The sequence below is a fragment of the Pantoea sp. X-Soil-MYKO-1785 genome (genome assembly GCF_059730675.1).
Genome location: NZ_AP036000.1, coordinates 408525 through 430700, shown reverse-complemented (window position 1 = coordinate 430700; position 22176 = coordinate 408525). Strand labels below are relative to the sequence as shown.

Genomic DNA, 22176 nt, shown 5'->3' with positions numbered 1-22176 from the left:
CGAGTTCACCAGGCTGACGGATCAGAAACCGTTGAGTTTACGGTCACGCGCCCATTCAGCGGGAGTATAGGTTTTGATGGAGACAGCATGAATGCGGTTGTCCGCGATGAACTCCATCAGCGGCGCGTAAACAGCCTGCTGCTTCTTAACACGGCTCAGCTCACCAAACAGTTCGCCTACGGCGATAACCTGAAAGTGGCTGCCATCATTGCTCATCACATGCACTTCATCTAAAGGCAATGCTGCCATCAGCACGGCCTGAATTTCACTGTTTTCCATTGCGCTTAACTTCACCTGATAATAATAAGGGAGACATCTTAGAGGAAAGCGGCTGACTCTTAAATACGCAAAAGCCCCTGTGTAAAACAGGGGCTTAGCGTAACGACCGGAAATCAGGCGCTTTTATCCGCAGAAACAATAATCTGTTGCAGATTGTAAAGGGTAATCAGCGACTGCAGTTTATCGCTGATGCCGGCAAACCGGGGCGTAATGCCCTGGGATCGGGCGATTTCGCGCAGATGCACCAGCAGGGCCAGCCCGGAGGAGTCGACCCGCTCCAGCGCGGCGACATCAATAATATCAACATCTTTAATCAGCGTGTCGCGCTGCTGCCACAGGCTGAGCAGCGTATCGCGGTCCAGCTCGCCTTTCAGTAATAGCGTGCTGGCTTCACGCTGCCAGCTTAACGATTCGCGCATTATTGCTGTTTATCCAGCGTAATCGGCTGCGCTGCGGATGATTTCAGCTGCGCGGTCAGGCCATCAATGCCTTTGGTCCGTAACAGATCGCTCCACTCATTTTGCTTGGTGGTGATCATGCTGACGCCTTCGGCGATCATGTCATACGCCTGCCAGTTGCCGGTCTGACTGTTCTTGCGCCACTGGAAGTCGAGGCGAACCGGAGGACGGCCATTCGGGTCGATAATCGAAACGCGGATCGCGACAATTTTAGCGTCACCTAACGGCTGTTCAGGCTGAATCTGATAGGTCTGACCGTGATACAGCGCTAAGGCCTGGCCATAAGCCTGCGCCAGATAATCACCAAAGGCGCTGAAATAGGCTTCGCGCTGTGCCGGTGTAGAGTCGCGGTAGTAGCGGCCCAGCACCAGTGCGCCGGCATATTTAATCTGCACATATGGCAGCAGTTCCTGACGCACAATGTCACGCAGGTAGTTCGGGTCCTGCTTGATTTTCGGCTGCTCATTCTTAAGACGGGTGAAGGTCTTCTGCGCCGCTTCGTTCATCAGTTTGTAGGGATTGCTCTGGTCGGCCGCCGCATTGGCCGTCAGCGGCACCGCCACCACCAGCATGGCAATCATCAGTAAACGTTTAAACATAGTATACCCTCTTGTTTTAAGGTTGAGCCGGTTCCGCAGGCGCGGCATTTTCACTGCCCTGCGCATCCTTACTGTCATTATTCTGTTTGTTGTCGCCGCTCTTGTAGAGGAACTGACCAATCAGGTCTTCCAGTACCATCGCCGACTTGGTGTCACGTAGCGTGTCGCCATCTTTCAGCATCGACGAACCCAGTTCAGGATCGTCGAAGCCTAAATTGAGCGCCAGAAATTGTTCCCCCAGCAGTCCCTGCGTGCGGATCGCCAGCGAACTGGTGTCTGAAATTTTGTTGGCGTACTGATCGCTGATGTCCATGGTGACACGCGGCAGCAGCGTTTTCGGTTCCAGCTCAATATCGGTTACCCGGCCAATCACCACGCCGCCAATTTTTACCGGTGAGCTGGCTTTCAGGCCGCCGATGTTGTCAAAGGTCGCGTAGAGCTTCCACGTCGGCTCGGTGCCCATCGACTTTAAATCGGCGACGCGCAGCGCAAGAAACAGCGCGGCCAGTAACGCCATAATCATGAAAATGCCAACCCAGATTTCGCTTTTTTTGCTTTGCATTGCATCAATTCCCAAACATCAGTGCTGTCAGCACAAAATCCAATCCGAGCACCGCCAGTGACGCGTGCACCACGGTGCGCGTCGTCGCGCGACTGATCCCTTCAGAGGTTGGAATCGCATCATAGCCGTTAAACAGCGCTATCCACGTTACGGTGATAGCAAACACCGCGCTTTTAATCAGGCAGTTAACGACATCGGTACGAAAATCAACCGCATTCTGCATCGCCGACCAGAAGAAACCAGGATCGATTCCTTTCCAGCTCACGCCGACCAGCGCCCCACCGGCGATCCCTACCGCGGTGAAAATCAGCGTCAGCAGCGGCATGCTGATAAAACCGGCCCAGAAACGCGGCGACACCACCCGCCGTAACGGGTCAACCGCCATCATCTCCATACTGGAGAGCTGTTCGGTGGCTTTCATCAGGCCGATTTCGGCGGTCAGTGCGGACCCTGCCCGTCCGGCGAACAGCAGCGCGGTCACCACTGGCCCCAGTTCACGCAGCAACGACAGCGCCACCAGCATGCCAAGACTGGTTTCCGCGCCGTAAGTGGTTAAGACCAGGTAACCCTGAAGGCCGAGCACCATGCCGATAAACAGACCGGAAACCACGATGATCAGCAGCGACAGCACGCCGACGCTATACAGTTGTTTAATCAGTAGCGGCGTGTGTCTGCGGAACGCTGGTTTGCCCACCAGCGCATGAAACAGCATTAACCCTGCGCGGCCAAAACTGGCGCACGTTTCAATTCCCTGACGTCCAAATGTCGCCAGCGCCTTCAACACCATCAGTTTAGTTACTCCCTGAGCCGGTTAAATCAGCGAGATAGTCGCCGGCAGGAAAACGGAATGGAACCGGACCATCCGCTTCTCCATCAATAAACTGGCGGACACGCGGATCGTTATTTTCTCGCAGTTCCGGCGTGGTGCCGTGTGCGATAATTTTCTGTCCGGCCACGATATAGGCGTAGTCCGCAATACTTAACACTTCCGGGACGTCGTGTGACACCACAATACAGGTCAGTCCCAGCGCGTGGTTAAGTTCATCAATCAGCTTAACCAGCACGCCCATGGTAATCGGGTCCTGTCCGACAAAAGGTTCGTCGAACATAATCAGTTCAGGCTCTAAGGCAATGGCACGCGCCAGCGCAACGCGTCGCGCCATACCGCCCGACAGCTCAGCTGGTTTCAGCTGAGCTGCGCCACGCAGACCGACCGCTTCCAGCTTCATTAACACCGTGCTGTGCAGTAACGGGGCCGGCAGGCGAGTGTGTTCACGCAGCGGCCAGGCGACATTTTCATACACCGTTAAATCGGTAAACAGCGCGCCTGACTGGAACAGCATGCTCATTTTTTTACGCGCCTCATACAACTTAGCGCGTGATAATGACGGGATGTTTTCGCCACGGAAAAAGATTTCGCCACGGGTCGGCTGAAGCTGACCCCCAATCAAGCGTAGCAGAGTGGTTTTACCGATCCCCGAAGGTCCCATTATCGCTGTCACTTTGCCTTTCGGTACGGTCAGCGAAATGTCATCGAAGATTTGGCGATCTCCGCGCGAAAAACTCACGCCACGAACCTCAACCAGATTCGTCTGCTGCTGGATCATTATTACCTCTTATAAGGATCGGGCGTAAACATGGGTTACGATGGTAGCCTGTTCGGTCCTGATTCACGATAGCTTTACAGAAACTTATCGCTAACATTTGGCGAAAACGGCCATTAAATTTACTTTTGCCTTTCAGACGGTCAAAATCAGCGCCTGTTATATCGCACAGAACCTGAAACCCGCCGGACAAGGCGTACCGGACTGGGGTTTTTACGCAAGGATTTTTCATGTTCGTAGCTTCTGCACTGCTGATTATCGGTTTGCTTTTACTGGCTTATGGTGCCGATCGTCTGGTGTTTAGCGCCTCGATACTCTGTCGATCGTTTGGTATTCCGCCCTTGATCATTGGCATGACCGTCGTCAGCATCGGCACCTCGCTGCCAGAGATGATTCTCTCCTTCTCCGCCGCGCAGCATGGCCAGATGGATCTTGCTGTCGGTACCGCGCTGGGCTCGAATATTACCAACATTTTACTGATCCTGGGTGCCGCTGCGTTAATGCACCCACTCAGCGTACACTCTAATCTGATCCGTCGTGAACTCCCTTTAATGCTGCTGGTGACGCTGCTCAGCGGTTTTATGCTGTTTGATAACCAGCTTAGCCGACTGGATGGTATTGGGTTGATCGTCATCGCCGCGATCTATCTGATGGTGGTGATCCGCATTGCACGTAAAGCGGAACGCGATAACAACGACACCCTGACCCGTGAACAGCTGGCGGAATTACCGCGCGAAGAGAGCGGCAATACGGTAGCGTTTCTCTGGCTGGCGGTCGCCCTGATTATCCTGCCAATGTCGACCCGGATGGTGATCGATAATGCCACGGTGTTTGCCGACTATTTTGGCGTCAGTGAACTGGTGATGGGCCTGACGCTGATTGCGGTCGGGACCAGCCTGCCCGAGCTGGCGACGGTGATCGCTGGCGCGCTGAAAGGCGAAGATGATATCGCGATCGGTAACCTGATCGGTGCCAACATTTATAATATTGCTATCGTACTCGGCCTGCCGGCGCTGATGCATCCTGGCAGCATCGATTACCACGCGTTCGCCCGTGATTACTGGGTGATGCTGGGCGTCAGCGTACTGTTCGCCCTGCTCTGCCTGTTACGTCGCCGACGCGTTGGCCGTACGGCAGGCGCACTTTTACTCTGTGGTTTCTTCGTCTGGGTGACGCTGCTGTGGGTACAGCCAGCGTTTATGGACGGCTAACAAGGACAGACTGATCATGTCATATCAGCAACCGGCAGTTTTTGATTTCCAGCGCGCAGGCAAAGCGGTATTGCGCATCGAGCGCGAAGGTCTGGAGCAGCTCGATCAGTACATTAACGACGATTTCGCCCGCGCCTGCGCCCGGATTTATGCCTGCCAGGGTAAAGTGGTGGTGATGGGGATGGGCAAGTCAGGCCACATCGGCAAAAAAATGGCGGCCACCTTTGCCAGCACCGGCACCCCCGCCTTTTTTGTTCATCCGGCGGAAGCCAGCCATGGCGATCTGGGCATGGTCAGCAACAATGATGTGGTGATTGCCATCTCCAACAGCGGCGAGTCGAATGAAATTCTCGCGCTGATTCCGGTGTTAAAGCGGCAGAATATCACCCTGATTTGCATGACCGGCCGGCCAGAAAGCGCAATGGCCCGGGCTGCCGATGTGCATCTGTGCGTCAGCGTCCCGCAGGAAGCGTGCCCGCTCGGTCTGGCCCCGACCAGCAGCACCACCGCCACGCTGGTCATGGGCGATGCGCTGGCCGTTTCGCTGCTGGAGGCGCGCGGCTTCACCGCTGAAGACTTCGCGCTCTCCCATCCCGGTGGTGCGCTGGGGCGTAAACTGTTGCTGCACGTGGCCGATATCATGCACAGCGGCGATGAACTGCCGCACGTCACGCGTGATGCATCGCTGCGTGATGCACTGCTGGAAATTACCCGCAAAAACCTCGGCTTGACGGTAATAGTCGACGATCTGATGAAGATTGAAGGCATCTTTACCGATGGTGACCTGCGCCGCATCTTCGATATGGGTATCGATTTCCAGCGCGCCACTATTGGTGAAGTGATGACGCCAGGCGGCATCCGCGTACGGCCAAACATGCTGGCGGTTGAAGCGCTCAACCTGATGCAAACCAAAAATATTACGTCGATCCTGGTCGCCGATGACGACCATCTGCTCGGTGTGGTACATATGCATGACATGCTGCGCGCTGGCGTAGTCTGAACAGGAAAAGACAATGCAACTGGCAACTCCCCCGATTGAAACCTGCTATGGCCCGGTCAGCGCCGGGGTAATGGACCGCGCCCGCCAGATTCGCCTGCTGATTTGCGACGTCGATGGCGTCATGTCCGACGGGGTGATCTACATGGGCAACAGTGGCGAAGAGCTGAAGGCGTTCAATGTGCGCGACGGCTACGGTATCCGCTGCCTGCTGACCTCAGATGTAGAAGTGGCTATTATTACCGGCCGTAATGCCCGCCTGATGGAAGATCGCTGTAAAACGCTCGGCATTCGTCATCTTTATCAGGGACAATCGGATAAGCTTTTGGCCTATGGCGAACTTCTGGATAAACTGTCTCTTTCCGATCACCAGGTCGCCTATATTGGCGACGACCTGATCGACTGGCCGGTGATGGCAAAAGTGGGGTTAAGCGTGGCGGTTGCGGATGCCCATCCGGTGCTGTTGCCGCGGGCGCACTACGTGACGCGCATTGCCGGCGGGCGCGGCGCGGTACGTGAAGTTTGCGACCTGATCTTAATGTCGCAGGATAAATTTGAGGATGCCAAAGGGCAATCAGTATGAGTAAAAGCAGGCGTTGGATGACGCTGATTCTGACCTTGATTGCACTGGTTTTAATCGGCTGGAATCTTACCAACCAGGATGAGGATACGCCGGTTGCCACCAATAATCAGGCACCGACCTATACCAGTGCGGATTCCCACACCGTGGTTTACAACCCGCAGGGTGCGCTGTCGTATAAACTGGTTTCCGATAAAGTGACCTACTTTTCGGATCAGGAACTGAGTTGGTTCGACAATCCGGTGATGACCACCTACGACGAAAATAAAGTGCCAACCTGGACACTCCGTGCGGACAAGGCAAAGCTCACCAAAGATCGTATGCTTTATCTGTATGGTCATGTTGAACTGAATACGCTGACGCAGGATTCCCAGCTTGACCGGGTCAAAACCGACAATGCGCAGGTTAACCTTGTCACTCAGGACGTTACCTCTGACGACCAGGTGACGCTGTATGGCCGCAGTTTTAACTCCACCGGCATGAAAATGCGCGGCAATTTACGGACAAAAAACGCCGAGTTAATCGAAAAGGTCAAAACTTCTTATGAAATTCAAAATGAACAAAAATAGCCTTAAGCTTTTACTCGCCAGCGTGCTGCTGGCGAGCAGCGTACCTGCGCTGGCCCTGACCGGTGACTCGGATAAGCCCGTCAATATTGACTCGCAGAACCAGGCGCTGGATCTGCAGGGCAATGTCGCGACCTTTACCGGCAACGTTATCGTCACTCAGGGTTCGATCAAAATCACCGCCGATAAAGTGGTGGTAACCCGTCCGGGCGGCGACAGCAAGAAAACCATCGTCGATGCGTACGGCAATCCTGCCACCTTTTACCAGATGCAGGACAGCGGCAAGCCGGTGCAGGGCCATGCGGCAAAACTGCACTATGAACTGGCTAACGACTTTGTTGAGCTGACCGGCAACGCCTTCATTGAGCAGCAGGACAGCAACATCAAGGGCGATCGCATTACCTATCTGGTGAAAGAGCAGAAAATGCAGGCGTACAGCCAGGGCCAGAATAAGCGCGTCACCACCGTGCTGGTGCCGTCGCAACTGCAGGATAAAGGTTCGTCCAACAGCGGAAAGAAGAGTAACTGATAGCTATGGCCACATTAATCGCAGAAAACCTGGCGAAGGCATATAAAGGCCGTCGCGTGGTAGAAGATGTCAGTCTGCAGGTAAAGTCCGGCGAGATTGTCGGCCTGCTGGGCCCCAACGGTGCCGGTAAAACCACCACCTTTTACATGGTGGTTGGCATTGTGCCGCGCGACGCTGGCCGCATTATTATTGATGATGAAGATATCAGTATCCTGCCGCTGCACGCCCGTGCGCGTCGCGGTATCGGCTATCTGCCGCAGGAGGCCTCAATTTTCCGTCGCCTCAGCGTCTACGATAACCTGATGGCAGTTCTGCAAATCCGTGACGACCTCACCGAAGAGCAGCGTCAGGATCGCGCCAACGAGCTGATGGAAGAGTTTCACATTGAGCACCTGCGCGACAGCATGGGTCAGGCGCTCTCCGGCGGTGAACGTCGCCGGGTCGAAATCGCCCGCGCGCTGGCGGCTAACCCCAAATTTATCCTGCTGGATGAACCGTTTGCGGGCGTTGACCCCATCTCGGTCATCGACATCAAGAAAATCATCGAACATTTGCGTGACAGCGGCCTTGGCGTGCTGATCACCGACCATAACGTGCGCGAAACCTTAGCGGTGTGCGAACGGGCGTATATCGTCAGTCAGGGCCACCTGATCGCGCACGGTACGCCGAATGAAATTCTGGCAGATGAGCAGGTTAAGCGGGTTTATTTGGGTGAAGAGTTCAGACTCTGATAAGGTGTCGTAAATACTGATGTTTACCTGGGAACTACCATCCTGTCTATGAAGCAAGGTTTGCAACTCAGGCTCAGCCAACAGCTGGCGATGACACCGCAGTTGCAGCAGGCGATTCGTCTGCTGCAACTCTCTACGCTTGAACTCCAGCAAGAGTTACAGCTGGCACTGGAAAGTAATCCGCTGCTTGAACAAACCGATCTGCATGATGAAATCGACTCTCGTGAGGCTCCCGAAGGCGAAGCGCTGGATACCCGTGAAGCGCTTGAGCAGAAAGAGATGCCTGACGAGCTGCCGCTGGACGCCACCTGGGATGAAATCTACACCGCTGGCACACCATCCGGTACCGGGACCGATTATCAGGATGATGAGTTACCGGTTTATCAGGGCGAAACAACCCAGTCGCTGCAGGATTACCTGATGTGGCAGGTTGAGCTGACGCCGTTTAGCGATACTGACCGCGCCATTGCCACCTCGATTGTTGATGCGATCGACGAAACCGGATACCTCACCGTTTCGCTTGACGAGATCCTCGACAGCATTGGCAACGATGAGCTTGAGGCCGATGAAGTGGAAGCGGTGCTGAAACGTATTCAGCGCTTTGATCCGATTGGCGTCGGTGCACGCGATCTGCGTGACTGTCTGCTGGTGCAGCTGTCGCAATATGCGCCCGAAACGCCAATGCTAACGGAAGCCCGGCTGATCGTCAGCGAACATCTGGACCTGCTGGCCAACCACGATTTTCGCAGCCTGATGCGGGTGACGCGCCTCAAAGAAGAGGTGCTGAAAGAGGCGATGACCTTAATTCAGTCGCTGGACCCGCGCCCGGGTCAGTCAATTAATACCGGCGAACCGGAATATGTGATTCCCGACGTACTGGTGCGTAAAGTCGGCAGCCGCTGGACGGTTGAGCTAAACGCTGACAGCGTTCCGCGCCTCAAGATCAATCAGCAGTATGCCGCCATGAGCGGGGCGACGCGTAACGACAGCGACAGCCAGTTCATTCGCAGCAATCTGCAGGAAGCGCGCTGGTTGATTAAAAGTCTGGAAAGCCGCAACGATACGCTGCTGAAAGTGACACGCTGTATTGTCGAGCAGCAGCAGGCTTTCTTTGAACAGGGCGAGGAGTTTATGCGGCCGATGGTGCTGGCCGATATCGCCCAGGCGGTTGAGATGCACGAATCGACCATTTCCCGCGTGACCACGCAAAAGTATCTGCACAGTCCGCGTGGTATTTTTGAACTGAAGTACTTTTTCTCCAGTCACGTGAATACCGAAGGTGGCGGCGAAGCCTCATCGACGGCCATCCGCGCGCTGGTGAAAAAATTAATCTCGGCGGAAAATCCAGCCAAACCCTTGAGCGACAGTAAACTTACCTCCATGTTATCTGATCAAGGGATCATGGTGGCACGTCGTACCGTCGCCAAATACCGCGAGTCTTTATCCATCCCGCCATCGAACCAGCGCAAACAGCTGGTTTGACAGAAATGAGAAGGAAGACCTATGCAGCTGAACCTTACCGGGCAAAATGTTGAAATCACCGCACCACTGCGCGATTTCGTCAGCGGTAAATTTGCCAAACTGGAACACTATTTCGAACATATCAATCAGGTTTATATTGTGCTGAAGGTGGAGAAGGTTACTCAGGTGGCTGACGCAACGCTGCACATAAACGGTGGCGAGCTGCACGCCACGTCCGAAGCGGAAGATATGTATGCGGCGATTGACGGGTTGATCGACAAGCTCACCCGTCAGCTGACCAAACACAAAGATAAACTGAAAAAACACTAACCTTCACGCTAGCTACGCGCGCCTGCCGCGCAGAGCCGACAGGATGGGGCGGATAATCCGCCCCGTTTTGTCATCTAAGCAAGCGCCATTTACCGCCAGCATCATGATACGCTGCGGGTAAATGGCCAGGTTAACTCGCAAGTGAAACGATAATGAACAACGATCTAACACTGGAATTGAGCACAGTGCTTTCGTCCGACTGCACCCGCAGCGGCGTACACTGCCAGAGCAAAAAACGCGCGCTGGAAATTATCAGCGAACTGGCCGCTAAGCAGCTCAACCTGCCGCACCAGACGCTTTTTGAAGCGATTCTCACCCGTGAACGCATGGGCAGTACCGGCATTGGCAATGGCATTGCCATTCCGCACGGTAAACTGGAAGAGGATACGCTACGTGCGGTCGGGGTGTTTATCAGCCTTGAACAGCCGATTGCGTTTGATGCCGTTGATAATCAGCCGGTCGATCTGTTGTTTGCTCTGCTGGTACCGGCTGACCAGTGCAAAACTCACCTGCACACCCTTTCACTGGTGGCGAAGCGTCTGGCGGATAAAACCGTCTGTCGTCGTCTGCGCGCCGCGCAAAGTGATGAAGAGCTCTATGCCATTATCACAGAAGGCCAGTCAGAGCAGTAAAGCGTCTTTACCGGCCACGTGCCGGTTTTAAAACGGGAGAGAAGGTCATGGTGCTGATGATCGTAAGCGGTCGGTCAGGCTCGGGAAAGTCAGTGGCGCTACGCGCACTGGAAGATATGGGTTTTTACTGCGTTGATAACCTGCCGGTGGTGCTGTTGCCGGAGCTGGCGAACTCGCTGGCGGAACGTAACATCTCGGCAGCGGTGAGCATTGACGTACGCAACATGCCTGAATCCCCTGAGATTTTTGAAACCGCGTTGAATAACCTGCCCGACTCATTTTCGCCCCAGCTGCTGTTTCTTGATGCCGATCGAAATACCCTGATTCGCCGCTACAGCGATACCCGCCGTCTGCATCCGCTCTCCAGTAAAAACTTGTCGCTGGAAAGTGCCATTGATGAAGAGAGTGATTTGCTGGAGCCGCTGCGTTCGCGCGCCGATCTGATCATTGATACCTCAGAAATGTCGGTTCACGAGCTGGCTGAGATGCTGCGTACCCGGCTGCTGGGCAAGCGTGAACGTGAGCTGACAATGGTGTTTGAGTCGTTTGGCTTCAAGCACGGCATCCCGATTGATGCCGATTATGTGTTTGATGTGCGCTTCCTGCCGAATCCGCACTGGGATCCTAAGCTGCGTCCAATGACCGGCCTCGATCGCCCGGTAGCTGCCTTTCTCGATCGCCATACTGAAGTGCACAACTTCATCTACCAGACCCGCAGTTATCTGGAACTGTGGTTGCCGATGCTGGAAACCAACAACCGCAGTTATCTCACTGTCGCTATCGGCTGTACCGGCGGGAAACATCGTTCGGTCTACATTGCAGAGCAGCTGGCGGACTACTTCCGTTCACGCGGCAAGAATGTACAGTCACGCCACCGTACGTTGGAAAAGCGTAAATCATGACCGTTAAGCAAACTGTCGAAATCAAAAATAAACTGGGTATGCATGCCCGACCGGCAATGAAGCTGTTTGAACTGGTACAGAGCTTTGACGCCGAAGTGCTGCTGCGCAATGAAGCCGGCACCGAAGCCGAAGCCAGCAGCGTGATTGCGCTGTTGATGCTCGATTCAGCCCAGGGCGGCCACATTGAAATAGAAGCCAGCGGACCGGAAGAGATCCCGGCGCTGGCCGCGGTCATTGAGCTGTTTGAAGCGGGTTTTGACGAGGATTAATCTTAGTCCAGCCGGTTACGCTGTAAAAATCCTTCCCCGCCCAGCTGGCGCATCTGACGCAGGATCCACTGCTGCCGCTGCCGTACATAGCCCGACGGTGCTGCGGCACGGAAGCGGATCGGATTAGGCAGCACCGCCGCCAGCAATGCTGCTTCAGCAGCCGTTAACCGGCTGGCTGGCTTGTGGAAATAGCGCTGTGACGCCGCCTCCACGCCAAACACCCCCGGCCCGAATTCGGCGATATTCAGATAGACGGTCAGAATACGTCGTTTGGTCCAGACCGTCTCAATGCCAACCGTCAGGCCCGCTTCCAGCCCTTTACGCACCCAGCTACGCCCATCCCACAAAAACAGGTTCTTTGCCGTCTGCTGCGACAGCGTGGATGCGCCACGCATCCGGCTATCGCTGTTATCCAGTACTGACTCGATCGCCGCGACGTCAAATCCCCAATGGGTCGGAAACTTTTGATCTTCTGAGGCAATCACCGCCAGTCCCATCCACGGCGAAATCTCATCGTGTCCGACCCAATCCGAATGGGCAACATAGCTGAAGTCACCGCGTAGCCAGGCACCCAGCTGACGCTCAACCATAACCGCGGAGAACGGCACCGGCAAAAATGAAAACAGTAAAATCCCTGCCAGCCAGATGCCCAGCCACGCCAGAATGATACGCACAGCAATCCGTTTAATACGTTGCCCGGTGCTTCCTTTATGCTTACTCATGCAATCTTCCCATACTTGTTTCAGGCGTTAATCAATTACCCGCGTAATCAATACGCAAAAAAATCCTGGATCGCCTTTATCGGTGAAAACGACGATGCAGTTTCCAGACAACAGGCATCCATTTTGCATTAAAAAGCGGCAACAGATCGAAATAGTTCAAGCACTTCCGTCAGAAAGGAATCGGTTCCATTCGCCGCCTCCGCTAATCTCCTTTCCAGATAAACATTTAATAATTTGCGCTAAGCATTAATTTTAATGATTTACGATACTTAACTATCTTGTTTTTCTGTCTTCGCTTTTTTTCACTAATTGGCTGAATCTGCGTTGATAACAGGTAAATTTTTTACCAGAATCTTGCTGCCATTCACCGCGCATTGCTTAAGATTTAGCCACTCGTCGGGGTCTGACCTGATGGACCACAGCGTAAATCAGCGAAATCTTTTTTCCCTTTCCAAAACGTTTTGGATAAATCACGCCATTTCAGGCGGGGGATGAGCAATATCAGCGCGTTAGCAGCAACAGTGGCCCTGATTCACCTTCCGCTTCGCTTTAACACCTGACCGGGTCAGCAACCCGGCTCGCGCCGGGTTAAAAGCGCACAAAAAGTGGGATAACTGATTAAAATATCCGCAATACGACGCGGAAAATGATTCCTTACTTGACTGTGTTGCCAAATTAATGTTTTCTGTATTTAAACGCTGCTCAACATCACACATTTTAATGAATCTTTTAACAGGTCCAGATGAATTTGCTAAGGTGATGGCAGAGTTAACCAATACCACGCGGCTGCATTTATTACTCAAAGCATAGCAGCCGCTACTTTTTCCCTGGTGTTGGCGCAGTATTCGCGCACCCCGGCCTCGGCTGGGGTCATTTTTTTCTGGCCGACGACGCTTCCTGCTCCGCCACCCAGTCGCGCAATACCTGCACATCGTGTCGCCACTCATGCTTCAGCTCATCAATCCATTCAACCACGTTATCCCACCAGGCTGGCAGTTCCGGGCTCTGAATCTGTTTCGCCAGCAGCTGCAGATGCTGTAATCCTACCGATCCCGCCGCGCCTTTGATTTTGTGCCCCTCTTCGGCGATGCCTTTCTGATCGCGCGCCATCAGATTAGATTCGAGCACTTCAAGATAGCCTGGCATCATCTTTTCAAACATCGTCAGGCTTTGGGTAATCAGGCTCGGCCCGACCAGATCGAGATACTGCTCCAGCATCGGAATATCCAGCAGCGTCTGGCTTTTATCTGTGGCTTCACGCGCCGTCTCCTCCTCCGACTCCGCCTGATAATCCCAGAATTTTTTGATGATAGCGGTCAGCGCCGGTACGGCCAGCGGTTTACTCAGCACATCATCCATTCCGGCATCAAAGTACTCTTTTTTATCTTTCAGCACGTTGGCGGTCAGCGCCACCAGCGGCGGCAGCGGCATGTTCTGATGCTGCTGGCGAATCGCCCGTGACACATCCAGGCCGGTCATATCGGGCAGCTGAATATCCAGCAGCACCAGATCGAACTCCAGCGGGTCAAACATCGCCAGCGCATCGCTGCCGGTCATCGCCACCTCCACGCTGCAGCCCAGCTTCTCCAGCACCGAGCGCGCCACAATGACGTTCAGTTCGATATCTTCGACCAGCAGTACGTGCAGCGCCGGCAGTGGCAGGCTGTCATCCACGCCTTCGTCTTCCACTTCTTCCGCTATGCGGGGCGCTTTAATCTCAACGGTGAAGCAGGAGCCCTGCCCCGGCGCGCTTTGCACCCGGATATCGCCGCCCATCGCCTGGGCCAGCCGACGGGATACCGCCAGCCCAATGCCGGTGCCGGTTGCCGGTTTGCCACCGTGCTGGTCCTTCACCTGATAATACATGGCGAAGATTTTGTCCTGCTCCTCCTGGCGGATGCCCATACCGGAATCCTGCACCTCAAAGCGCAGCGTTTCATCCGGCTGATACGCCACCCGTACCACGATCTCGCCCTGCTGGGTGAACTTGACGGCGTTACCAATCAGGTTCCACAGAATCTGCCGCAGGCGGGTGCCGTCGGTGGAGATCATGTGCGGCAACGGAAGCTGTGGCGCGAGAATAAACTTCAGCCCTTTTGGCTGCGCCAGCAGGCCGGAGAGGTTTTCTAAATCAGCGAGGAAGCTGGTGAAGTCGAGCGGCTGATTATCCAGCTGCACTTTACGCCGCTCAATTTTGTCTACTTCAATCACATCATTGAAGATGTTACCCAGTGTGATGGCTGAAACATGGATGGTTTTCAGGTACTTCAGCTGTTCCTGATTCAGATCGGTATCGAGCAGAATACGGCTCAGCCCGACAATGCCGTTAAGCGGCGTACGCAGCTCGTGGCTGATAGTAGAGATAAAGGTGGTCTTCTCCCGGCTGGCGTTCTCTAATGCGTCCTGGTAGCGCTTACGCTCGGTTATATCGCGGCCAAATCCCATCAGTCCGCTGCGTTTGCCGACCCGGTCGTAATAAGGCACTTTGCGGATCTCAAAACAGGCTTTACGCCCGTCCGGATATTGCAGCCACTGTTCATAGGTCAGGGAGACGTTGTGGCGGAACACTTTCTCATCGGTTTCCAGCACTTTGGTGGCGGCTTCATCATCGTAGATATCGCGTGGCGTCAGGCCGATCAGCTGCTTTTCACTTTTGCCGGTCAGCAGTTCCATCGCGCGGTTACAGCCGGAGAACTGTTTGTCGATATTGCGATAGAACACCAGATCCGGCGACGCATCGAGAAACGAACGCAGGAAGGAGGATTGCTGCTCCAGCTCAATCTGCGCCTGTTCGCGCCGGGTGACTTCCTCACGTAGTTTGTCCATCACCTGCTCACGCGCCTGCTCCGCCTTTTTACGGTCGGTGATCTCCTGATTCAGCTGGGTGATGGTCTCTTTCATCTGCTGATTCAGTTCCAGGTCGCGAGTGCGCATCTCTTCCAGTTTATCCACCAGCCTCGCCAGCCGCTGTCGCGACTCCTCCAGCTGATCGACCACCACCGACAGGAAATAAACCGCCCACGGGGTGATCAGCAGCCCGAAGAACACCGATCGCACCATGTCGATGCTCTCAACGTGCCCGCGCAATACCATGGTGACCGCCATCTGGACAATCATCGCCAGCACCACCAGCGCCGAGGCCAGCAGCAGCGAGAACCGCACCAGGCCAAGCTTCACCATCAAATCCACGTAATATTGTGCCAACAGCCGAATTTGTTTCATAAAAACTCCCTGGAAGAGAAACAGGCTCATCATAGCGTAATTAACCGGCCAGCGTCGCAGCCACGCAGCGGAAGATAAGCGATGTAATGCACCGTTATGGCGCATCGAGCCGGCCGTTCGACGACGTTTATGACAACCGGCTTAAAACCCTTGACTGCGTGTGCCAAATGAATAATCTGTAAGGCCGCCGATCAAAACGGTGCCTCCTCTGCCCGGTGTTTTTTCAATATCCTGTCGACGTTCTGTTGCCCAGGTTTGCCTCTTTTTATGAATACTCATTCATCTTTAATGCTGTTTTAATCATATCCAGCCTGATTAATTTTTCTTATAACCCCTGGCTGTTTCATTCAAATAATCGGACATAAGAAAAACAGATACATGCTGTGCAACACCGGTACGGAACAGCATTAAATGCTGTTAAAGCCCCACTCACCAGCATGGTGCAGAGATATGACGGCTGCACTACAGTGAGTCAGTTCACATTTATCGCGCGATCGCTACCGGCTAAAGCACCACAATTTAAACCTATTTATCTTTTTAATTCATAACCTTAGTATCAAAAACAGCACAATAACCTCGGCTGAGCCCCTCATTTGACCTGATTACGCTTTCCCGATAAGTTGGAAATCCGCTGAAAGCTTTCCTGACGGGCCAGTGTCTCGGCATATCTATGCAACAAGAAGACTCCCGCGTGGTTTAAGTCATCTCCTTTAAGAGACCGGAAATCGAAGAGCAGCTCAACTAAGGACGTTTCACCGATGTCTGGAGAGAAATGCTCAGGGCTATGACGCGCGCTCGACAGAGCATGGCGATGAAAATGAAGTGCGCCTCAGTTGCGCTCAGACCCTGAAACAGTGCAGGTAATGTCAAAAGCAGTTTAAGGAGACCCTCAATGTCCACTAACAAACCTCATTCCTATGGCTTGTATGATCCAACAGCCGGCAGTGATAGCTGTGGTGTAGGTTTCATAACGCGTAAGGACGGCGAGCAGACCCATGAGATTCTGCAGATGGCGCACAGCGCCCTGTGCACCGTACCGCATCGCGGCGGGATGTCGGCGGAAGGCGTGGGCGACGGCGCCGGGGTCAACGTTGATCTCTCCCTGCACTTCTTCCGTAAAATTACCGGCCAGCCGCTGGAAGCGGGACGCTTCGGCGTCGGCAACTTCTTCGTGCCGAAAGATGCCGACCTGCGCGCTAACGCAGAACGTCTGGTCGATGAAACGCTGAGCAGCTTTAATCTGCCGGTGATCATGAAGCGTGACATGCCGCTCGACAGCAGCGTGACGCGTCCGGCGGCAGCGCAGTTCCAGTTACCGATTCTGCAGTGGATTTTCACTGCGCCGCAGGACGTGGCCGATCAAAACGACTTCGAACAACGCATTTACCGCGCCCTGTTAACCATCGAAGCCCGGGCGTTTACCAAGAGTGAATTCGGCGGTCTCTATCCGCTGTCGCTCTCTTCACGCACCCAGGTATTTAAAGCCCGTCTGAATTCCAATGAAGTGATCCCTTACTTCAAGGATCTGACCGATCCCGATCATCAGGTGCGTGGGCTGTTTTTCCATACCCGCTTCTCTACCAATACCGATCCGCACACCACCATGGCGCAGCCGTTCCGCCTGATGGCGCACAACGGTGAACTGAATACCGACCGTAAAAACCGCATCGCCGAATCAGCGCTGGCGCTGGCACGCGGCAAGAAAATTGTGCGGCCGAAAGGCCAGTCTGACAGTTCGCGTCTCGATCAGAGCATCCACAGTCGCCTGATGGAAGATAACCTCGATCTGATCACCGCAGTGGTTTCGATGATGCCGCCTGCCTGGGAAAACGACAGTGCGTTATCGCCGGAGGTGCGCGCGATGCTGGAATACTTCTCGCTGTATGAAGAGAAGAACGACGGTCCGGCCGCGTTAATTTTTGGTAATGGCGAAGTGATTGGGGCGCGTCTCGACCGTCTCGGCCTGCGTCCGCTGCGTTCAGTAGAAACTGCAGAGTATATCGGTGCGATGTCTGAAGCGGGCCAGATCGCCTTCCCGCCGGAAAGCGTGCTGCGTCGCGGCCGTATTGAAGCCGGTGGCATGCTCTACTTCGATCATCGCGAAAAACGCAGCTATACCACGCTGCAGGCGCTGGAAAAACTGGCCGCCGCAAAAGATTATCCGGCTCTGCTGCGCCAGGCGCGCGTCGGACTGGAAGACCTGCCCGCCATTCCGGCTGAGCAGCAAGGTTCACCGCTGCGCTATCGCGGCGACCTGAAAACCTATCAGCGCTTTGTGGCCTACTACTACAACCAGGAAAGCTTCAAGTTCATGATGGACCCGATGCTGAACACCGGCGCAGAGAAAATCTCCGCCATGGGTTACGGCAACGCAATTAACGGTCTGTCCGATCATGAAGGCGGCATGGCGCACTATTTCTCTCAGCGCTTCGCCCAGGTCACTAACCCGCCGCTGGACTCTATCCGTGAAGTGGATGGCATGACGCTGCGGGTCGCGCTGGGTGCTAAACCGCATCTCGGTCGCAGCAAAGGCCGTCAGATTGTGGTGCCTTCGCCGATCCTGAGCCATCTCGATATGCTGCGTTTACGTGAGCAGGATGTCGCGCCGTACGCCCGCTTTGAGATGCTGTATGAGCCGGTAATTGGCAAAGATCTGTTGAGCACCACCGCCAACGCCAACGCGCTGGAGAAGGCGATTGACGATCTGGCGCAGCAGGTGGTCGATTTCGCTCGCAGCCAGGGCGGCATCGCGGTCCTGACCGATCGCCATATCTCTTCTAAACAGGCGGCAATTCCGATGCTGCTGGTGGTCTCTGCCATCAACCAGCGTCTGGTGCAGGAAGGTCTGCGTCTGGATGTGTCACTGGTGGTGGAGAGCGGCCAGAGCATTTCGTCGCACCACATTGCCGCCACGCTGGGCTTTGGTGCCTCGGCTATCTATCCGCTCGGCGTACAGATGCGCGCTGAAGAGAAGTTCGGTGAAGGTGAAGAAGGCAATAAAGCCTTTAAACGCTATGCCAAAGCGGCTGAAAAAGCGTTGATGAAAACCATGGGCAAAGTGGGCCTGTGTACCGTTGAAAGCTACAGCAGCGGCGAGTTCTTTGAGCCTAACTTCCTCAACACTGACGATCCGGTGCTGAAAAAGTACTTCCCGAATATCAAAACCCCAGTGGGCGGCGCGGGTTTCGCTACTATCGCGCAAATGGCGGTCGACTGGCATCAGAGCGCCCTGAAAATTCAGGGTGAATCTGAAGTGCCGTTGCTCGGTCTGTTCAAAGAACGTGCCGAAGGCGCCGGTCACTCGTACGGCACCATTGCGGTGCGCACCTTTATTGATATGACTGAAGAGCCGATCCGCTTCGCCGATAAAGCGCGTGAAGAGGATAACTTTATCCGCCTGATGACGCTGGCGAAGCTCGACAACGCCTTTGGCATCAAGCCGGAAACCTTTAAAGACAGCAGCTTCGAGCGTATCCCGGATGAGGTGATCAACAATTTCACCATCACCGCCGATTACCGTCAGTTCTCAAGCCTGATGTATGAAGAGCGTAAACGTCGCCCGGCGGCGCTGCGCGATATTCTGACTTTCCCGGCTGACCTGACCCACATCGACAGTGAAGCGGAGTTCCGCCGCAAGCTGGGCCGCTACTCGCTGACCAACAACGGCTTTGCGATCCGCGGCCTGGTCTGTGAAGCGGTGGATGGCAGCCTGAATCACTTTATGCTGCGCCTGACCGATGCGATTGCCGGCCTGAAGCCAGAGCATGAGCGTCTGCAGAACCTGTCACGCGCATTGAAGTTGCGGTTTAACGACGATATCGAAAGCAGTGAAGTGGTCGATGGCGGCCTGAAAGTGACCGCTTACGGCAAAGCAGCCGATTATCTGTCGCGTATTTTCACTACCCTGCCCTCACTGCCGCTCAGCGAGGTTCAGCCCGCCTGTGAAATCACCCGCACCTTTGCTTCCGGTGCGATGAGTCACGGCGCGCTGGTGGCACCAGCCCATGAGGCGGTGGCACACGGCACCAATATGGTCGGCGGCATGAGCAACTGCGGTGAAGGCGGCGAACACTACTCGCGTCACGGCACCATCCGTGCGTCACGCATCAAACAGCTGGCCTCGGGTCGCTTCGGCGTCTGGGCGGCCTACCTCGCCGATCCGATGCTGGAAGAGCTGGAAATTAAAATTGGTCAGGGCGCCAAGCCTGGCGAAGGCGGCCAGTTACCGGCGGCTAAAGTCACGGTGGAAATCGCCGCGGCTCGTGGCGGTACGCCTGGCGTTGAGCTGGTCTCACCGCCGCCGCATCACGATACTTACTCGATTGAAGATCTGGCGCAGCTAATCCATGACTGTAAAGCCGCGCGGGTACGGGTGATCGTCAAACTGGTTTCGTCGGAAGGCATTGGCACCATCGCGGTTGGCGTTGCCAAAGCGGGTGCGGACGTCATCAACGTAGCTGGCAACACCGGCGGCACCGGTGCGGCCTCTGTTACCAGCCTGAAATATACCGGCCGCGTAGCCGAAATCGGCATCGCGGAAGTACATCAGGCGCTGTGCGCTAACGGCCTGCGTGACAAAGTGCTGCTGCGCTGTTCAGGCGCTCAGCAAACCGGCAGCGACGTGGTGAAATCAGCGCTGCTGGGCGGCGACAGTTTTGAATTCGGTACGACCGCCCTGATGATGCTGAAATGCGTGATGGCGAAAAACTGTAACGTCAAATGCCCGGCGGGCTTAACCACCAATGCCGAAGCCTTTGATGGCGATCCACGCCAGCTGGCGCAGTACTTCCTCAATGTCGCGCATGAAGTGCGTGAGATTCTGGCACGGATGGGATTACGCTCGCTGCGTGAAGCACGCGGTCGCGCTGACCTGCTGCACCTGATGGATCACCCGCTGGAAGTCGGCAAGCTTGATTTACGCGCCATGCTGACCGTGGTGCCGGAGCTGAAAATCGAACATCCGGTTTACCTGGAAAAAGATTTCGAGCTGGATGATGGCTGGGTAGAGCAACTGAAGCTGGCGCTGGTTGAACAGCGTAAGCCTGACGTCACGCTGGGCGATAACGTGGTACTCAACAACCGCAACAAGAGCGTCGGCGGCCAGCTGGCGATCGATATTGAGCGGATGCTGAACCATCAGCTGAGCGCAGAGCAACTGCAGGCGATGCCGGCGGTGCTGGCCGACGACCGTGGCCGTCACTACCTGGCACCGGAGAGCGTGAAAATTTCCACCTCCGGTTCCGCTGGTCAGTCGTTTGGCGCATTCTGCAACGATGGCATGCAGATGCGGCACTACGGCACCTGCAACGATGGCGTTGGCAAAGGACAGTGTGGCGGTGAACTGGTGGTGATGTCGCCAGGCGGCGGCGCACAGGACGGCGATGGCAACGTGCTGATCGGTAACTTCGCACTGTTCGGTGCCACCGGTGGACGCCTGTTTGTGCAGGGTCAGGCCGGTGACCGTTTCGCGGTGCGTAACTCCGGTGCCACGGCGGTGGTTGAAGGGGTCGGCGATTTCTGCTGCGAGTACATGACCAACGGCGCCATTCTTAACCTCGGCACCTTCGGTAAAGGGTTCGGTAATGGCATGAGCGGCGGCTTCGCCTATCAGTACGATCCCTATGGATCACTGGCCAGCCATGCTGCCGGCGATTCAGTGCTGTTCGGTTCAATCGCCGATCAGGATGAGATGGCGCAGGTCCACAAGCAGGCCGTGCTGACCATGCTGAACTGGCATCTGGAGGCAACGCAGTCTCCGCGTGCAGCGTGGCTGCTGGAGAACTGGGAAACCGAGTGTCACCACTTTGTCTACGTCATGCCGCGCTCGCTGCTGCTTTACCAGGACGGCGGAGAAATCCTCAAAGCCAAAACCCGCAAAGACTTGCTGGAAGAGCTGTCGACCGCGCTGGCTGGCCATCAGGTAGCGAAGTTTAAAGCCGCCTGGCGTCAGGGTAAAACCATCGCCAACGGCGCAGTACCGGCTTATGGCGCGACCGACACGCTGGAGATGTTTGTTCTGCTCAACAATTACACCGTGCTGAGCTTCGCGCAGCAACTGGCGTTGGGCAAACTGCCAAAAGGCACGCCGGTTGAAGATCCGGCGGTAGAAAAAGCGGTTCGCAACCTGCTGATGACCGAAGACTTTTCGCTGGTCAGCAAACTGCAACGTCATGCCCGCTCAGCGATTGAAAGCTACAGCGATGATGAACTGGCCAGCCTGATCGGCACCAAACGGATGTCCGATTACAAAGCTGCGCTGACGCAACGTAACATCCGCTCGATGGACAGCCTGGCGACATATGGCTGGATCATGTATCAGGACGCCTGTAACCGCGAAGTGCTGGGACATCTGCCTGATTTTGAAGAGCTGTTTGCGCGTGCAGCATTGCCTGAAATTGCCGCGGCGGTGGGAAAACTGTCCTGACAGGGCGACTGACCTGATTGAACCTGAATATTATTCATTGATATTACCCGGATTAAGCGTGGTAACACGCAGAGGAAGCACCACTCTTCCCGCCGCCG

The 22176-nt window shown here is 55.1% G+C and carries 20 protein-coding genes; 12 read left to right on the top strand and 8 right to left on the bottom strand.

Features of this window, described 5'->3' with window-relative positions:
- Positions 1–21: 21 nt before the first annotated feature.
- The 6 genes from ibaG to mlaF form a co-directional block, all read right to left on the bottom strand.
- On the bottom strand, positions 22–279 hold the full coding sequence (ibaG, locus tag AC6I8D_RS01935; protein WP_010251880.1) for a BolA family iron metabolism protein IbaG: 258 nt from the start codon (positions 277–279) through the stop codon (positions 22–24).
- 113 nt (positions 280–392) lie between these two features.
- Positions 393–698: a lipid asymmetry maintenance protein MlaB gene (gene mlaB, locus AC6I8D_RS01930; protein WP_497819563.1), complete on the bottom strand. Its 306-nt coding sequence runs from the start codon at positions 696–698 to the stop codon at positions 393–395.
- On the bottom strand, positions 698–1336 hold the full coding sequence (gene mlaC, locus AC6I8D_RS01925) for a phospholipid-binding protein MlaC (RefSeq protein ID WP_031375440.1): 639 nt from the start codon (positions 1334–1336) through the stop codon (positions 698–700). The genes mlaB and mlaC overlap by 1 nt, the downstream gene beginning before the upstream one ends.
- Positions 1337–1352: 16 nt before the next feature.
- On the bottom strand, positions 1353–1898 hold the full coding sequence (gene mlaD / locus AC6I8D_RS01920) for an outer membrane lipid asymmetry maintenance protein MlaD (RefSeq protein ID WP_312055293.1): 546 nt from the start codon (positions 1896–1898) through the stop codon (positions 1353–1355).
- A 4-nt stretch (positions 1899–1902) separates the two neighbouring features.
- Entirely contained in the window at positions 1903–2685 is a 783-nt protein-coding gene (gene mlaE / locus AC6I8D_RS01915) for a lipid asymmetry maintenance ABC transporter permease subunit MlaE (protein ID WP_031375442.1), read from the bottom strand.
- A 4-nt stretch (positions 2686–2689) separates the two neighbouring features.
- Positions 2690–3505 carry a phospholipid ABC transporter ATP-binding protein MlaF gene (gene mlaF, locus AC6I8D_RS01910; RefSeq protein ID WP_312055294.1) on the bottom strand — a complete coding sequence of 272 codons (816 nt, stop codon included), beginning with the start codon at positions 3503–3505 and terminating at the stop codon, positions 2690–2692.
- A gap of 227 nt (positions 3506–3732) precedes the next feature.
- Between mlaF and AC6I8D_RS01905 the strand changes: the two genes are divergently transcribed.
- The 11 genes from AC6I8D_RS01905 (at position 3733) to npr (ending at position 11710) form a co-directional block, all read left to right on the top strand.
- Positions 3733–4713, top strand: a complete 981-nt coding sequence (locus AC6I8D_RS01905) for a calcium/sodium antiporter (RefSeq protein WP_312055295.1) — start codon at positions 3733–3735, stop codon at positions 4711–4713.
- A 16-nt stretch (positions 4714–4729) separates the two neighbouring features.
- Complete coding sequence (kdsD, locus tag AC6I8D_RS01900; RefSeq protein WP_312055296.1) at positions 4730–5713, top strand: arabinose-5-phosphate isomerase KdsD; 984 nt, start codon at positions 4730–4732, stop codon at positions 5711–5713.
- Between the two features lie 13 nt (positions 5714–5726).
- The gene (gene kdsC, locus AC6I8D_RS01895; RefSeq protein ID WP_312055297.1) at positions 5727–6293 is read left to right on the top strand and encodes a 3-deoxy-manno-octulosonate-8-phosphatase KdsC; all 567 of its coding nucleotides are present in this window, start codon (positions 5727–5729) and stop codon (positions 6291–6293) included.
- A complete protein-coding gene (gene lptC, locus AC6I8D_RS01890) occupies positions 6290–6859 on the top strand; it encodes an LPS export ABC transporter periplasmic protein LptC (RefSeq protein ID WP_312055299.1) in 570 nt (189 codons plus the stop codon). The genes kdsC and lptC overlap by 4 nt, the downstream gene beginning before the upstream one ends.
- Positions 6834–7385, top strand: coding sequence for a lipopolysaccharide ABC transporter substrate-binding protein LptA (gene lptA / locus AC6I8D_RS01885; protein WP_312055300.1), 552 nt, complete (start codon positions 6834–6836; stop codon positions 7383–7385). The genes lptC and lptA overlap by 26 nt, the downstream gene beginning before the upstream one ends.
- A 5-nt stretch (positions 7386–7390) precedes the next feature.
- The gene (gene lptB, locus AC6I8D_RS01880; RefSeq protein WP_031375449.1) at positions 7391–8116 is read left to right on the top strand and encodes an LPS export ABC transporter ATP-binding protein; all 726 of its coding nucleotides are present in this window, start codon (positions 7391–7393) and stop codon (positions 8114–8116) included.
- A gap of 48 nt (positions 8117–8164) precedes the next feature.
- Positions 8165–9598: an RNA polymerase factor sigma-54 gene (gene rpoN, locus AC6I8D_RS01875; protein WP_312055301.1), complete on the top strand. Its 1434-nt coding sequence runs from the start codon at positions 8165–8167 to the stop codon at positions 9596–9598.
- Between the two features lie 21 nt (positions 9599–9619).
- Positions 9620–9907 carry a ribosome hibernation promoting factor gene (hpf, locus tag AC6I8D_RS01870; protein WP_312055302.1) on the top strand — a complete coding sequence of 96 codons (288 nt, stop codon included), beginning with the start codon at positions 9620–9622 and terminating at the stop codon, positions 9905–9907.
- Positions 9908–10059: 152 nt separating this feature from the next.
- Positions 10060–10539 carry a PTS IIA-like nitrogen regulatory protein PtsN gene (gene ptsN, locus AC6I8D_RS01865; protein WP_312055303.1) on the top strand — a complete coding sequence of 160 codons (480 nt, stop codon included), beginning with the start codon at positions 10060–10062 and terminating at the stop codon, positions 10537–10539.
- 47 nt (positions 10540–10586) lie between these two features.
- Positions 10587–11441, top strand: a complete 855-nt coding sequence (gene rapZ, locus AC6I8D_RS01860; protein WP_003851114.1) for an RNase adapter RapZ — start codon at positions 10587–10589, stop codon at positions 11439–11441.
- On the top strand, positions 11438–11710 hold the full coding sequence (gene npr / locus AC6I8D_RS01855; RefSeq protein WP_031375452.1) for a PTS phosphocarrier protein NPr: 273 nt from the start codon (positions 11438–11440) through the stop codon (positions 11708–11710). The genes rapZ and npr overlap by 4 nt, the downstream gene beginning before the upstream one ends.
- Before the next feature lie 2 nt (positions 11711–11712).
- Here npr and mtgA read toward each other — a convergent pair whose 3' ends face one another.
- Positions 11713–12432: a monofunctional biosynthetic peptidoglycan transglycosylase gene (mtgA, locus tag AC6I8D_RS01850; RefSeq protein ID WP_312759879.1), complete on the bottom strand. Its 720-nt coding sequence runs from the start codon at positions 12430–12432 to the stop codon at positions 11713–11715.
- Between the two features lie 870 nt (positions 12433–13302).
- Positions 13303–15654: an aerobic respiration two-component sensor histidine kinase ArcB gene (gene arcB / locus AC6I8D_RS01845; RefSeq protein ID WP_312055305.1), complete on the bottom strand. Its 2352-nt coding sequence runs from the start codon at positions 15652–15654 to the stop codon at positions 13303–13305.
- Between the two features lie 892 nt (positions 15655–16546).
- Between arcB and AC6I8D_RS01840 the strand changes: the two genes are divergently transcribed.
- Complete coding sequence (locus tag AC6I8D_RS01840; protein ID WP_497819562.1) at positions 16547–22078, top strand: glutamate synthase-related protein; 5532 nt, start codon at positions 16547–16549, stop codon at positions 22076–22078.
- Positions 22079–22176: the final 98 nt, after the last annotated feature.

What these genes read in the sequence shown, in the direction of transcription:
- ibaG (WP_010251880.1), bottom strand. Translation starts at nt 279, where the DNA reads ATGGAAAACAGTGAAATTCAGGCCGTGCTGATGGCAGCATTGCCTTTA.
- mlaB (WP_497819563.1), bottom strand. Translation starts at nt 698, where the DNA reads ATGCGCGAATCGTTAAGCTGGCAGCGTGAAGCCAGCACGCTATTACTG.
- mlaC (WP_031375440.1), bottom strand. Translation starts at nt 1,336, where the DNA reads ATGTTTAAACGTTTACTGATGATTGCCATGCTGGTGGTGGCGGTGCCG.
- mlaD (WP_312055293.1), bottom strand. Translation starts at nt 1,898, where the DNA reads ATGCAAAGCAAAAAAAGCGAAATCTGGGTTGGCATTTTCATGATTATG.
- mlaE (WP_031375442.1), bottom strand. Translation starts at nt 2,685, where the DNA reads ATGGTGTTGAAGGCGCTGGCGACATTTGGACGTCAGGGAATTGAAACG.
- mlaF (WP_312055294.1), bottom strand. Translation starts at nt 3,505, where the DNA reads ATGATCCAGCAGCAGACGAATCTGGTTGAGGTTCGTGGCGTGAGTTTT.
- AC6I8D_RS01905 (WP_312055295.1), top strand. Translation starts at nt 3,733, where the DNA reads ATGTTCGTAGCTTCTGCACTGCTGATTATCGGTTTGCTTTTACTGGCT.
- kdsD (WP_312055296.1), top strand. Translation starts at nt 4,730, where the DNA reads ATGTCATATCAGCAACCGGCAGTTTTTGATTTCCAGCGCGCAGGCAAA.
- kdsC (WP_312055297.1), top strand. Translation starts at nt 5,727, where the DNA reads ATGCAACTGGCAACTCCCCCGATTGAAACCTGCTATGGCCCGGTCAGC.
- lptC (WP_312055299.1), top strand. Translation starts at nt 6,290, where the DNA reads ATGAGTAAAAGCAGGCGTTGGATGACGCTGATTCTGACCTTGATTGCA.
- lptA (WP_312055300.1), top strand. Translation starts at nt 6,834, where the DNA reads ATGAAATTCAAAATGAACAAAAATAGCCTTAAGCTTTTACTCGCCAGC.
- lptB (WP_031375449.1), top strand. Translation starts at nt 7,391, where the DNA reads ATGGCCACATTAATCGCAGAAAACCTGGCGAAGGCATATAAAGGCCGT.
- rpoN (WP_312055301.1), top strand. Translation starts at nt 8,165, where the DNA reads ATGAAGCAAGGTTTGCAACTCAGGCTCAGCCAACAGCTGGCGATGACA.
- hpf (WP_312055302.1), top strand. Translation starts at nt 9,620, where the DNA reads ATGCAGCTGAACCTTACCGGGCAAAATGTTGAAATCACCGCACCACTG.
- ptsN (WP_312055303.1), top strand. Translation starts at nt 10,060, where the DNA reads ATGAACAACGATCTAACACTGGAATTGAGCACAGTGCTTTCGTCCGAC.
- rapZ (WP_003851114.1), top strand. Translation starts at nt 10,587, where the DNA reads ATGGTGCTGATGATCGTAAGCGGTCGGTCAGGCTCGGGAAAGTCAGTG.
- npr (WP_031375452.1), top strand. Translation starts at nt 11,438, where the DNA reads ATGACCGTTAAGCAAACTGTCGAAATCAAAAATAAACTGGGTATGCAT.
- mtgA (WP_312759879.1), bottom strand. Translation starts at nt 12,432, where the DNA reads ATGAGTAAGCATAAAGGAAGCACCGGGCAACGTATTAAACGGATTGCT.
- arcB (WP_312055305.1), bottom strand. Translation starts at nt 15,654, where the DNA reads ATGAAACAAATTCGGCTGTTGGCACAATATTACGTGGATTTGATGGTG.
- AC6I8D_RS01840 (WP_497819562.1), top strand. Translation starts at nt 16,547, where the DNA reads ATGTCCACTAACAAACCTCATTCCTATGGCTTGTATGATCCAACAGCC.